12 protein-coding genes are annotated in these 12,655 nt (G+C 63.6%); 8 read left to right on the top strand and 4 right to left on the bottom strand.

Translation table 11 applies throughout. The features are described 5' to 3' along the window. The first annotated feature begins 8 nt into the window (after positions 1 to 8). The 3 genes from trxA to AB0P14_RS05100 are packed head-to-tail and all read left to right on the top strand — an operon-like array spanning position 9 to position 2,436. Positions 9 to 335, top strand: coding sequence for a thioredoxin (gene trxA, locus AB0P14_RS05110; RefSeq protein ID WP_054683694.1), 327 nt, complete (start codon positions 9 to 11; stop codon positions 333 to 335). Further along, positions 332 to 1,435 carry an ACR3 family arsenite efflux transporter gene (gene arsB, locus AB0P14_RS05105; RefSeq protein ID WP_363838603.1) on the top strand — a complete coding sequence of 368 codons (1,104 nt, stop codon included), beginning with the start codon at positions 332 to 334 and terminating at the stop codon, positions 1,433 to 1,435. The genes trxA and arsB overlap by 4 nt, the downstream gene beginning before the upstream one ends. After that, positions 1,432 to 2,436, top strand: a complete 1,005-nt coding sequence (locus AB0P14_RS05100; RefSeq protein WP_054683691.1) for a metalloregulator ArsR/SmtB family transcription factor — start codon at positions 1,432 to 1,434, stop codon at positions 2,434 to 2,436. The genes arsB and AB0P14_RS05100 overlap by 4 nt, the downstream gene beginning before the upstream one ends. Positions 2,437 to 2,543: 107 nt before the next feature. On the opposite strand, the gene AB0P14_RS05095 is transcribed toward AB0P14_RS05100, so the two are convergent. Continuing rightward, positions 2,544 to 3,718, bottom strand: a protein-coding gene (locus AB0P14_RS05095) for an IS3 family transposase (protein ID WP_363838600.1) whose coding sequence is annotated in 2 segments (ribosomal slippage) — positions 2,544 to 3,442 and positions 3,442 to 3,718 — 1,176 coding nt in all. Because the reading frame shifts where the segments join, the coding sequence is not laid out codon by codon here. 73 nt (positions 3,719 to 3,791) lie between these two features. Between AB0P14_RS05095 and chrA the strand changes: the two genes are divergently transcribed. From chrA to AB0P14_RS05080, 3 genes are read left to right on the top strand one after another with little or no spacing between them, the layout of a single operon-like run. Then, a complete protein-coding gene (chrA, locus tag AB0P14_RS05090; protein WP_363838597.1) occupies positions 3,792 to 4,931 on the top strand; it encodes a chromate efflux transporter in 1,140 nt (379 codons plus the stop codon). A gap of 27 nt (positions 4,932 to 4,958) precedes the next feature. Continuing rightward, positions 4,959 to 5,381 (top strand): arsenate reductase ArsC, encoded by a 423-nt coding sequence (locus AB0P14_RS05085; protein WP_054683684.1) that lies wholly within the window; start codon positions 4,959 to 4,961, stop codon positions 5,379 to 5,381. Beyond that, a complete protein-coding gene (locus AB0P14_RS05080) occupies positions 5,378 to 5,797 on the top strand; it encodes a low molecular weight phosphatase family protein (RefSeq protein WP_026937615.1) in 420 nt (139 codons plus the stop codon). The genes AB0P14_RS05085 and AB0P14_RS05080 overlap by 4 nt, the downstream gene beginning before the upstream one ends. A gap of 92 nt (positions 5,798 to 5,889) precedes the next feature. Here AB0P14_RS05080 and AB0P14_RS05075 read toward each other — a convergent pair whose 3' ends face one another. Next, positions 5,890 to 7,395 carry a SulP family inorganic anion transporter gene (locus tag AB0P14_RS05075; RefSeq protein ID WP_363838593.1) on the bottom strand — a complete coding sequence of 502 codons (1,506 nt, stop codon included), beginning with the start codon at positions 7,393 to 7,395 and terminating at the stop codon, positions 5,890 to 5,892. A 118-nt stretch (positions 7,396 to 7,513) separates the two neighbouring features. Between AB0P14_RS05075 and AB0P14_RS05070 the strand changes: the two genes are divergently transcribed. Continuing rightward, the gene (locus tag AB0P14_RS05070; RefSeq protein WP_054687050.1) at positions 7,514 to 7,879 is read left to right on the top strand and encodes a MerR family transcriptional regulator; all 366 of its coding nucleotides are present in this window, start codon (positions 7,514 to 7,516) and stop codon (positions 7,877 to 7,879) included. 113 nt (positions 7,880 to 7,992) lie between these two features. On the opposite strand, the gene AB0P14_RS05065 is transcribed toward AB0P14_RS05070, so the two are convergent. Next, positions 7,993 to 9,504: an ATP-binding protein gene (locus tag AB0P14_RS05065; RefSeq protein WP_188046638.1), complete on the bottom strand. Its 1,512-nt coding sequence runs from the start codon at positions 9,502 to 9,504 to the stop codon at positions 7,993 to 7,995. 212 nt (positions 9,505 to 9,716) lie between these two features. Between AB0P14_RS05065 and AB0P14_RS05060 the strand changes: the two genes are divergently transcribed. After that, positions 9,717 to 11,048, top strand: coding sequence for a hypothetical protein (locus AB0P14_RS05060; RefSeq protein WP_183664364.1), 1,332 nt, complete (start codon positions 9,717 to 9,719; stop codon positions 11,046 to 11,048). A 126-nt stretch (positions 11,049 to 11,174) separates the two neighbouring features. Here the strand turns inward: AB0P14_RS05060 and AB0P14_RS05055 are convergent, their stop codons facing one another. Next, a complete protein-coding gene (locus AB0P14_RS05055) occupies positions 11,175 to 12,632 on the bottom strand; it encodes a PrgI family protein (protein ID WP_363839348.1) in 1,458 nt (485 codons plus the stop codon). Positions 12,633 to 12,655: the final 23 nt, after the last annotated feature.

Genomic DNA, 12,655 nt, shown 5'->3' with positions numbered 1-12,655 from the left:
GTGTCCGCATGAGCGCGACCATCACCGTCACCGACGCCACGTTCGAGGCCGAGGTGCTGCAGTCCGACATCCCCGTCGTGGTCGACATCTGGGCGACCTGGTGCGGGCCGTGCAAGGCGATCGCACCGATCCTCGACGATCTCGCCGGCGAGTACGACGGCCGCGTGAAGATCGTGAAGCTCGACGCGGACGCCAACCCGCAGACCGCGATGGCTGCTGATGTCACGTCGATCCCGACTCTCGGGTTCTACCGGGGCGGTGAGCGCGTCGACGTGCTCATCGGCGCACACCCGAAGCCGATCATCGCGGGCAAGATTGACGAGCTGATCGTATGAGCACCGCAACCCAGACCCGCGCGATGCCGGCGAAGCTGTCCACCCTTGACCGGTGGCTGCCGCTGTGGATCGGGCTCGCCATGGTCGCGGGCCTCCTCCTCGGCCGCTTCATCCCCGCACTGTCCGACCTGCTCGCGCATATGGAGGTCGGTGGTATCTCGGTGCCGATCGGTCTCGGACTGCTGGTGATGATGTATCCGGTGCTGGCGAAGGTCCGCTACGACAAGGTCGCCGCTGTCACGGGAGACAAAAAGCTCCTCGTCTCATCGCTGATCCTGAACTGGATCGCAGGGCCTGCCGTGATGTTCGCCCTCGCGTGGCTCTTCCTGCCCGATCTGCCCGAGTACCGCACCGGTCTCATCATCGTGGGGCTCGCGCGTTGCATCGCGATGGTGGTGATCTGGAACGACCTCGCTTGCGGCGAACGTGAAGCGACCGCGGTGCTGGTGTTCATCAACTCCGTGTTCCAGGTCGTCGCGTTCTCGCTGCTCGGCTGGTTCTACCTCACCGTGCTGCCGGGCTGGCTCGGCCTCGACTCCCAAGGCCTGGATGTCTCGATCGGGCAGATCGCGATCAACGTGCTCGTATTCCTTGGCGTCCCGCTCGCGGCTGGGTTCCTCACTCGCTTCTTCGGTGAGAAGGCGAAGGGCCGCGACTGGTACGAGGCGAAGTTCATCCCCTTTATCGGCCCGTTCGCGCTCTACGGCCTCCTGTTCACGATCGTGCTGCTATTCGCGCTGCAGGGTGAGGCGATCACGTCGCAGCCGTGGGACGTCGCCCGGATCGCGCTGCCGCTGTTGGCGTACTTCGCGATCATGTGGTTCGCAGGCCTCCTGCTCGGGAAGGGCATCGGCCTCAACTACGCCCGCTCGACGACCCTCGCGTTCACGGCGGCAGGCAACAACTTCGAGCTCGCCATCGCCGTCGCGATCGGCACCTTCGGCGCGACCAGCGGCCAGGCCCTCGCAGGCGTCGTCGGCCCGCTCATCGAGGTGCCCGTGCTCGTGGGTCTGGTCTATGTCTCGCTCTGGGCCGCCCGCACGTGGTTCCACACCGACCCGTATGCGGTTCCCGCCGTCACCAAATCGAGGGCATCATGACCACCACCGAGCTCTGCACACCGACCCCGACGCACGTCATCGGCGAAGACGCCGCCGATGCTGTCGCTTCAACGCTCAAGGCGCTGGCCGATCCGTTCCGGCTGCGGATGCTGTCGGCGATCGCGACGGACCCGCGCGGCGAGGCCTGCGTGTGCGACCTCGCCGAGCTCGCCGACGTCTCCCAGCCCACCGTCTCGCATCACTTGAAGAAGCTCAAGGACACCGGGCTGCTGGCCTCCGAGCGGCGCGGCACCTGGGTGTACTACAGCATCCTGCCGGCGCGGAAGCAGGCCGTGACCGCGCTGCTGGACGCGTTCGCGCCCGCCGCGATCGCCGACGCGCAGGCCGAGCAGGAAGACCGCGCGACGGCACTGGCCGCCCTCGACGCGAAGGTCGAGCACCTCGCCGCCGAGCTCGCCGACGAGATGACGCACCTGAACCGCAACCTCGTCGTCACGATCGTGCGCGAGTCGTTCGCGGGTCTCGTCCGCTCGGCGAAGCTCACCCAGCATATGATCCCGCTCACCGAACGTTTCGCCCGTCAGCGTCTCGCCGACCTCACGCGGGATCGCGAAACGGGGATGCCGCAGGTGCTGTTCGTGTGCGTCGCAAACGCGGGCCGTTCTCAGCTCGCCGCCGCCCTCGTCAATCAGCTCTCCGGCGGTGCGGTTGTTGCCCGGTCGGCCGGGTCGACGCCAGCGGCCGAGGTGCACCCGCACGTGCGCTCGATCCTCGCCGACATCGAAGGCGAGCAGGACGCCGCGGCCGCGTTCCCGAAGCCGCTCACCGACGACGCCGTCCGCGCCGCGGACGTCGTGGTCACGATGGGCTGCGGGGACGTGTGCCCGATCATCCCCGGCGTCCGCTACGAAGATTGGGCTGTCGGTGACCCCGCCCTCGCCTCCGAAGACGGCGTTGCGGCGATCGCCGCTGACATCGAGGCCCGCGTCCGTGGCCTGCTCGCCGAGCTGTGCGTTCCCGTCGACGGTGACGGCGCATGACAAGCGAGACGCGACGTGCGCCGGTGCGCGGGTCGGCGTGGGAAGTGTTCCGGGTGTTCCTGCGCCTCGGGGGGGTCTGCTGAAGCTTTGCTTGAGTCGGAGTGTTTTTATGCTGCCAACTCGACAGCATCCACCATTATCGCCTCAAACTCGACCGGCGTCAGCTTCCCGAGCCCACGCTGCCTGCGTTTGCGGTGATACTTCCCCTCAATCCACGACACGATCGCTAACCTGAGCTCTCTCCGAGTCGCCCACACCTTTCGGTCGAGCACGTTCTTCTGCAACAGCGAGAAGAACGATTCCATCGCCGCGTTGTCCCCGGCAGCACCAACCCTTCCCATTGACCCCAACAGCTGGTGACGCTGTAGCGCGCGACAAAATTTCTTCGACCCAAATTGAGATCCCCGGTCGGAATGGACCACCACATTCGTCGGATTCCCCCGCTGCATGACCGCGTTCTCCAACGCTCTCACTGCAAGGGATGCTTTCATTCGGTCATCGATCGCGTAGCCGACGATCCGGTTCGACCACACGTCTTTCACCGCGCAGAGATACAATTTGCCCTCATGCGCAGTCTGATGTTCAGTGATGTCGGTGAGCCAGCGCTTATTCGGAGTGCTTGCCGTGAAATCACGTTGTACGAGATCGTCGTGCACCGGCGGCAACGCTTTCCGATACCTACCGCGTCGTTTTGTGATCACTGACCGGATACCGGCGATATGGCAGAGCCGCCACACGCGCCGCTCCGATACCCGGTAACCGAGCGCTTGCAGTTCGTCAGCGAGGAACCTATACCCGAACTCGGGATCATCCTCATGCAGTTCACGGAGCACCCCGATCAGGTGCTGCTCTTCGATCTCGCGTGCCGAGCAGGGCTGCTTCAACCATTGGTAGTAGGCCTGCTCGCTGAACCCGAGTACCCGGCACGTCACCGCGACGGGCACCCTGATAGAGGCACCCGTCGCAGCCAGCTCTTGGACGAGCGGGTAGATCATTTTGGGGGCGTAATGTGCGCCTGCGACAAATAGGCTGCCGCACGGCGGAGCACTTCGTTTTCCATCTCGAGCTCCCGAATACGTTTCAATGCTTGCCGCATCTCGCGCTGCTCCTCGGGATCTTTCGACGGAGTCATCCCATACGTTTTGAACCTTGCGTCTTGGATCCATGCGCTCAGCGCGGACTTCGAGACACCAAGATCTCGGCACACTTGTTTCTGCGAAATTCCGGACTCCACGAGCCCGACAGCGTCACGCTTGAACTCTTCGCTGTACTTGACCGGCATGACTGCCATCCTTCCAGCCCCGACCCCTCGATCGAAGCAGACTTGGACTCAAGCAAACCGACAGCAGACCCGGGTGACCTCGTTCGGCGGGCCGATCGCGCACCTGGGCTACTTCCGCACCGAGATCGTGGAACGCCGACGCTGGATGGACGACCGCGCCTACGCCGACCTGGTCGCGCTGTGCCAGTTCCTTCCCGGCCCGGCCTCGAGCCAGGTCGGGTTCGGCATCGGCCTGCACCGCGCCGGATACCGGGGCGCGCTGGCCGCATTCATCGCCTTCACGCTCCCGTCCGCGGCCCTCATGCTCGCCTTCGCCTCCGGCGCCGCCCTGTTCACCGGCACCATCGGGGAAGGCATCCTCGCCGGGCTGAAGATCGTGGCGGTCGCGATCGTCGCGCAGGCCGTCCTCGGCATGGCGAAGACACTCACCCCGGACCGGCAGCGCGCCGCGATCGCAGCCGTCGCAGCCCTCGCCGCGCTGCTGCTGGCCGGATCGCTCGGCCAAATCATGGCGATCGTCCTCGGCGGGATCGCCGGATACTTCGTCTGCCGCGCACCCGCCGCGAACACGGCGACAGCGGTGCGGTTCCCGGTGACCCGGGCCGCGGGGATCGCCGCGCTCACCCTGTTCGTCGCAATCCTGGCCGGGATGCCGATCCTCGCCGCCGTCACCGGCAACGACAGCGTCGCCCTGTTCGATGCGTTCGCGCGGGCCGGAGCGCTCGTATTCGGCGGCGGGCACGTCGTGCTCCCGCTCCTGCAATCCGGCGTCGTCGATCCCGGCTGGGTCACGAACGCGGACTTCCTCGCCGGATACGGTGCAGCCCAGGCCGTGCCCGGCCCGCTGTTCACCCTCGCCGCTTTCCTCGGCGGCGCCGCTGACGTCGGCCCGGGCGGGGCGGCGGGGGCGGGCATCGCGCTGGCCGGGATCTTCCTGCCCGGCTTCCTCCTCCTCATCGGCGTGCTGCCGTTCTGGAACCGCCTGCAGCACCACGAGCGGGTGCAGGCCATCATGCGGGGCGCGAACGCGGCCGTCGTCGGCATCCTCGCCGCCGCCCTCTACACACCCGTGTTCACCACCGCGATCCTCACCCCGCCCGCCTTCGCACTCGCGCTGGTCTGCTTCGTGCTGCTCGTCGCGTGGAAGCTCCCGCCCTGGATCGTCGTGATCATCGGAGCCGCAGGCGGCATCCTGGCCACCACCCTCACCTGACCGACCCGATCGGAAACGAGAACCCTCATGTCTACTCCCACCGTCCTGTTCGTCTGCGTCCACAACGCCGGCCGTTCCCAGATGGCCGCAGGCTACCTCCGCCACCTCGCGGGCGACCGCATCGAGGTCCGTTCGGCAGGCTCGATCCCCGCGGACCAAATCAATCCCGTCGCCGTCGAGGCGATGCTCGAAGAGGGCATCGACATCCGCGGCGAGGCCCCGAAGATCCTCACCACCGACGCCGTGCAGGACTCCGATGTCGTCATCACGATGGGCTGCGGCGACGCCTGCCCGTTCTTCCCCGGCAAGCGCTACGAGGATTGGAAGCTCGATGACCCCGCGGGCCAGGGCATCGACGCTGTCCGTCCGATCCGCGACGACATCAAACGCCGCATCCAGGAACTCATCGCCTCCCTCGAGCCCGCGAGCACCGAGGCGGCCAGCGCATGAGCGCGTCGGTGCTGTTCGTCTGCAAGAAGAACGGCGGCAAATCGCAGATGGCCGCCGCGCTCATGCGGCAGCACGCCGGCGACGCCATCACCGTCTATTCGGCCGGTACTGCGCCGGGCGATACGCTTAGTGCCCTCGCCGAGGAAGCGATCGTCGAGGTCGGTGCGTCGATGGAGGGCGAGTATCCCAAGCCCATCGATCCCGAGATCCTCCGCAGCGTGGATCGGGTCATCGTGCTCGGCGACGAGGCGAAGGTCGCCCCGGTCGACGGCATGGCCGGAACGATCGAGACCTGGACCTTCGAAGACCAGGCTGCATCCGACGTCGGCGGCGGCGACCGCACGCGGGCGATCCGGGATCAGATCGCCGAACGCGTCCTGCGCCTCGCCAGCGAGCTCAGCGCCGCGATGTCGTAACTCTGAACGGGAGGGCAGGAGTAGTCGCTGGCCCTCCCGTCCAGCGCGGCGGACGGCCGATGAGCCTTGCATGAGCCGAGCACGCAGTCGGGTCAGTGTGAGGGCAGGTTCCCGCTCAATCGTGCGTGGAAGGTTCCGCTCGCCTCGTTCAAGCCGATGATCTCGACCTCGATGTCGTGTTCGCGGTACTTCTGCTCGATTCCATCGAGCGCTGCGACGGTCGAGGCGTCCCACACGTGCGACTTCGACATGTCGATCACGACACGCTTCGGGTCGTCGGCGTACTCGAACTGGGTGGTCAGGTCGTTCGAAGACGCGAAGAACAGCTCGCCATCGACCTCATAGTGCGCCGTGTCTTCGTTAGCGCTGAAGGTGCGGGTGACGGTGGTGAAGTGGGCGACGCGGCGCACGAACAGGATCGCGGCGACGAACACGCCGATGATGACCCCGACGGAGAGGTTGTGGGTGATGAGCACCGGGATGACGGTGACGAGCATCACGATCGTCTCGCTCTTGGGCATCCGCTTCAGCGTGGAGGGTGCGATGGAGTGCCAGTCGAAGGTGAGGAACGCGACCATGAACATGATCGCCACCAGCGCCCCGATGGGGATCAGGTTCATTATCGGGCCGAGGAACCACACCAGGATCAGGAGGAACACGCCGGCGGCGAACGTGGAGACGCGGGTGCGGGCGCCGGAGGCGCGCACGTTGATCATGGTCTGCCCGATCATCGCGCAGCCACCCATGCCACCGAAGAGGCCAGAGAGGATGTTCGCGCCGCCTTGCCCTATCGCCTCGCGGGTCTTGTTCGAGTGCGTGTCGGTGATGTCGTCCACGAGCTTCGCGGTCATCAGTGACTCCATGAGCCCCACCGCGGCCATGCCGAGGGCATACGGGGCAATGATTTGCAGTGTCTCGAAGGTGAGCGGTACATCGGGGAAGAACGGCATCGGCGGGCCGCCGGGCAGTTCGCCGAGACCGCCGACGGTCTTCACATCGAGGTTCAGCAGCCACACCGCGAGGGTCATCACGATCACGACCACCAGAGGCGCGGGCACAGCCTTCGTGAGCTTCGGGAAGAGCCATAGGATCAGGATGCTGACGATGATCATCGGGTACATCAGCCAGGACGCGCCGGTGAAATGCTCCAATTGGGCGACAGCGATGAGGATCGCGAGGGCGTTGACGAACCCGACCATCACGCTGCGCGGGATGAACCGCATGAGCTTGCCGACACCGAGCAGGCCGAGAACGATCTGGAAGATGCCGCCGAGGATCACGGTCGCGATGAGGTAGTCGAGGCCGTACTCGTCGGCGACCGGCCGGATGACGAGCGCGATCGCTGCGGTCGCCGCGGTAATCATCGCGGGCCGCCCACCGAGGAACGCGATCGAGATTGCCATCACGATCGAGGAGAACAAGCCCACCTCGGCCGGCACGCCTGCGGCGATCGCGAACGCGATGGCCTCCGGGATGAGCGCGAGGCCGACCACCATACCCGCGAGGACTTCCTTCGTCAACAGCTTCGGCGAACGGAACACATCCATCACGGTCGGCCGAGACCAGTAGCGTTCCTTGTCGCGTGCGGGCGCGCTCATTCTGCCTCCCAGAGAGGTGCGGGAAAATAGGGTGACGGCGGTCGAGGTCGGAGCCCGCCAAACCCAACTCTACCGTTACGTGAGGGTTGGGTGCCAAATCGAGGCAGAGGAGTACCCGATGGCAGGAACGATCCATATCGGCGAGGTCGCTGAGCGCACCAGCCTGTCGCTGCGCACCCTCCGCCACTACGACGAGATCGGGCTCGTCTCCCCGAGCGACCGCACCAGTGGCGGGTTCCGCCTCTACACCGACGCCGACGTCGAGCGGCTCCTCCTGATCCGCCGGATGAAGCCGCTCGGGTTCTCCCTCGACCAGATGGGCGAAGTCCTCGCCGCTGCTGACGCACTGGCGGATGATCCGTCAGACAGCGCCGCGCGCGCAGCGCTGGATACGTTCGTGACCGACGCAGAGGAGCGTCGCGAGAAACTCGCGAAACAACTGGACGCCGCCGACGAACTCATCGCGCGCCTCCGCGACGTATAAGCCTGCGGCAGATGCACGCCCGGCCCAAGTGTTCACCGGTGGGGTTGCATGTTCGCGGAACATGCAACCCCACACCTCAGAAACCATGGCCTGAACCCGCATCTTCCGGCGATTTAGCCTTCAGGAATCGTGAACTTGCGGGTTTCCTGGCTCATCCGTTGCGTCGTGTCGAAGACCCGGAGCTCTTCCGGATGGAGTTGATGCTGAACCACATAGCTGGACTCTTTAATCCGCCACAGCCCCTGCCCGGTGCCGAGGCTGGGGAGCAGTTTCTGTTCTGTACCGGTGAGACCGAGCGTCTTGCCGGTGGTTCCGATCTGATCAGATTCTTGTCGATAGATGATCCGGGACTCTGCGTTGGCAAGGAGGCTGTTGGCGAGGGCGCGCATGGCGGATCCCTGGTCACCAACGTTGTCAAGGTCGGTGAGCTTATGGAAAATCAGGAGGTTCGCGATGCCGTAGTGGCGGGCAAGCCGCCAATGCGCATCCATTCGCTTCAGCAGCGCCGGGTGGGACATCAGCCTCCACGCTTCGTCGTAGACCACCCACCGTTGACCCCCGTTAGGGTCCAGGAGCGCAGACTCCATCCATGCACTCGAGCACGTCATCAGCACGCTGATCAGAGTCGAGTTCTCCACGACACGAGACAAGTCGAGGGTGATCATCGGCAGCGTCGGGTCAAACGTGACAGTCGAAGGTCCATCGAACAGCCCCGCGAGGTCACCAGACACGAGGCGGCGCAGCGCATGGCCGACGAGACGTCCGTCCTCAGCCAGGCGCTCGTCATCGCCCGGATCAGGGGTGAGAATCCGGTCGACGATCATCGGGAGGATCGGCACCGACGCTGACGCGACGACGGCTTGCAAGGCAACGTCAATGACGGTGTGCTCCAGCGGTGACAAGGCACGCTCCAGCACCGTCTCGGCGAGGGCCCCGATCAGGTCGCGGCGGCGTGAAGCAACGGTGGAAGCCCATTCGGGGTCGGAGAGCCCACCAGGCCGGTATCCCTCATCAAGCGGGTTCAGGCGGTTACGGAGTCCGTGGCCGAGAATGATCGCTTTCCCACCGACAGCTTCGGCGACCGCGGTGTGCTCACCCTTCGGATCACCAGGGACATAGACGCGGCGACCGAACGGGATCGACCGGGTGTAGAGCGATTTCGCGAGCGACGATTTCCCGGAGCCGACGATACCCGCCAGGACGAGATTTGGGGCGGTGATGATGCCGCGCTGGTAGAGCACCCAGGGGTCGTAGACGAAGCTGCCGCCGGAGTACATATCCTGCCCCACGAACACACCCTGCGAGCCAAGTCCGCCCTCAGCCAAGAACGGATAGGCTCCCTGCAGGGTTGCGGAGGTGTCCTGGTGCGGTGGCACCCGAAACTGTCGATACGAGCGCAACGCGGCAGGTCCCGGTTCCCCGCCTCTGGGGAGATAGTCGGTGCTGCGAGCAGCTGCTCGTTCGGCGGCAACTTTCGCTCTCTCCGCCTCCAGCTGGGCGAACCGGTCGCGGGCGATCACCTGCACGGCAGCACGCTCTCGGGCCTTGCGCGAGCGACGTTTACCTTTCCCGTCCTCGACGAGGACGGTGGAGTAGAGCTTCTTTGGATTCGGTCGCGGTCCCATGTGGATGCCTTTCCTCAAGACGAGCAGTGACATCCGTCAGGTGCGGACTGCCTCAAGCTCAGCCCCGCACTGTGGCTGAAATATCGTCGCCACGAACGTCCTAGTACGGCTGGTCGGGTTTTGAGAGAATGAGTACCTACAGCAGCAAGAAGAGGCTGGTCATTTCACCGCGGAACTTCTGCTTTTGGAACGAGTGGGGCAGTTTTAGGCCAATGAGAGAGATATCCCAAGAGAAATTTGACGCCTTTGCAGGATTCTGCCGCCAACCTACTTCCGTACTCTTCGGCCAAGAGGTTGCTTGGTTTGAGAGCAAGTCGAGGTCAGTTTTTGCTCTCCTGATGCTAGATACAGATGAAGAGTTCTCCGGCATCCTGTTCGCCAGGGACCTCGCTAGCCGCTTTCGCTGGGTGAAACAAACCGCCTATTACACATCATCGGCAGATGCACTCGCGGAGCTTCGCCGTCTGATGAGGCAAGTCGAAGCAGACATAGAAGAAGAGCGTGTTCAAGGCGATGAAGCTGATCCAGTCGACTTCTTTGCGCCCGTTGTCAAGGAACAACGATTCCATGAGCGATTCCAGCATCTCGCATTTGGTGAGGGGTTTGCTGCAGCTCGTGAACTGATCAATGTGATGATGTGTTGGTATGAGAATCAGGACGGCAACTACATAGAGCAATTCCAAACGACCGGATTCGACGCGCGCATCTGGGAATTATATTTGTTCGCAATGCTCGTTGAATCACGATACGCGGTATCACAGCCGAGCCCTGCACCAGATTTTCTCGCTCGTGGCCTCGGAGGTACCTTCTTCATCGAGGCCACGACAATCAACCCCTCAATCATCAACGGGAAACCTGCCACTTCCCAGAAACCCGAGTCTGTCGAGGAAATTGCTGATTACGTCCAGAACTATCTCCCAATTCGGTTCGCTGGTCCGCTCAGTGCGAAATTGGAAAAGCGTTACTGGGAAAGCCTGGAAGTCGCTGACGCGCCGCTAGTGATTGCAATTCAAGACTTTCATGACGAGTTCTCGATGACATACAGCGGGCAGTCGCTGCTGCGGTATCTATACGGTGTCGAGTTTCTTGAAGTTCAGAATGATCAAGGAGTAGAGATCGTTAGCCGTCCGGTCACGCATCACCTCTGGAAGGGCAAGAAGATTGCGTCAGGGTTCTTTAGCCTTCCAGACGCGCCCAACATCAGCGCCGTGCTTTTTAACGCCAGCGGTACTCTCGCAAAATTCAACAGAATGGGAGTCAAGGTTGCTTTCGGCCGACCGGGAGTGACTCTTATCCATAGCGGAATTCGCGTGTCGAGTGACGGCAGATTAGAAGAAACTTTTTCGAACGAAGTCAATGAGGGGTATGAGGAAGCATGGATCGACGGGATGGAGGTTTACCACAACCCGGCTGCCACACACCCCTTGAATCCGGATCTACTTCCAGGTGCTAGGCATCACTTTCAAACAGACTCAGGCTTCGAATCTTGGACGCCAGTCGGGCATCTAGTGACGAGCAGAACCGCAGTAGTGACCACTCGTTAGATCATCCGGCTCATTTTCGTCCAAACTCGCCGCTTACCTGAAACTAGACGTAGAGAAAATACAGCCACTTGATCCGCCAACAACTGGCTCCAGAGCTTTATAGGCCGAGATGATGACGTTCAACCGTCAAATGCCTCGGCATAAAGGCAATGCGGCAGCAACGAACGCTTGTGCCTGTTGGCCGACCAAGCGTCGGGTCTCGCAAGACGCTTGGATGGCGGCCTGTTCGATCGCAGACACGGCAGCTTCGAGTTCGTCGTTGCTGGTGGCGGAGACGGCGATGAGGCCGGTGTAGCGGATGACCCCGTGCCCGGAGGTGAGGTCGGCCTCCTGCTGTAGCACGTCCTGGTACTCGGCGGATTGTTGGGCGTCTTCGATCTGCCCGACCCGCTGGCGTTGCGTCGCATCCGAGATGTACTCGGTCTTCTTCTTGCGAATATCCCGTGCTGCCTGATCAGAGCGGATCGGGTCACACAGCAGCGTGAACGAACGTCGGATTCCCGAGGACAGCAGCACTGGGGCAAGAAACCCTGGATAGACAAGAGACCTCGGCCATTCCGATATCCACAGCACCGCATGATGGGCGCTATCCGAGCGCAGCCCCTCCCACGTTTCCTCCACCGCAACAGGACCAGCAGTAGCAAGGTCGTGTCCGATCGTTCCAGAACGTTCCAGGGTGGCGGCGACTCCCGGGTCGTAGGCACTGCGGAGCATCACGGCGAGTTGGCCGGGTGTGTACCACTCGGAGGGTTTCAGATCCGCGGTGCGTAGCGCCGTCGTGAGCGTGTGCATCTCTTGTTTGAGGACTTCGGCTGCGCCTTTGAGGCTGCCGCCCGCGGTGCGAATTGCGCGGGAGGCGGCCCGCATGTCCAGGCTGAGCGAGATCGTGGAGATGTGGCGTTCCCCGGCAGGGCCTGCCCTCTCGATCAGCTCCCGGTAGGTTTGGGCGACCCAGGACCCGTCATCGTTGCCGTGCTCCGCCCACCACTGCGATAGTCCGGACCCGGAATCGGGGACCGTGCGCTCCAGCACTTGCAGACGAGCGATGCGGGTAGAACGGCAGGTGGTCGAGAGGACCCGGCCCCACGCGTGGACACGGCGCTCTTGCTCTCCCGGGTCTAGCAGGATGAACGAGGGGTGGGTCACCTCCAGCAGCGCCGTCAATGTTTGAGCCTGCGGATCGTGCACCATGATTGCACCAGATTCCTTGTCCTGATACTGCCGCAGTGCTGCCGCGTCGCCCGGGAGCGCGAGGGTTCCTGCGGGGCGGGGCTTCACGATCTTGCGCCGGTAACTGGTCTGGTGGGCTCGGGTCCGCCATATCCAGTGCAGAGTGATCGGCACCCACTCGACCATCTTTCGGCCGCCGAATGGAACCACGGCTAGCCCGAGGGCGATGCCCCAGATCGGTGCCGTATAAAGTGCGGCGGGGCCTCCGATGTAGAGGGAGGCGACGAACACGAGGACGGCGATGCTGACGGCGATGACTTGCGGTAGTGAGAGTCCGAGGATGATGCCCCGGCGGGTGAGTCGGGAGAACTTCACCGGGGACAGATCGAACTCGGTGCTGGATGCGGTGGCCATGATTACTCCTCGAGGCGGGAATG

Origin of the sequence: Specibacter sp. NPDC078709 (assembly GCF_040686795.1) — a bacterium.
Taxonomy (GTDB): Bacteria; Actinomycetota; Actinomycetes; order Actinomycetales; family Micrococcaceae; genus Specibacter.
This window is presented reverse-complemented; position numbering and strand designations above follow the sequence as displayed.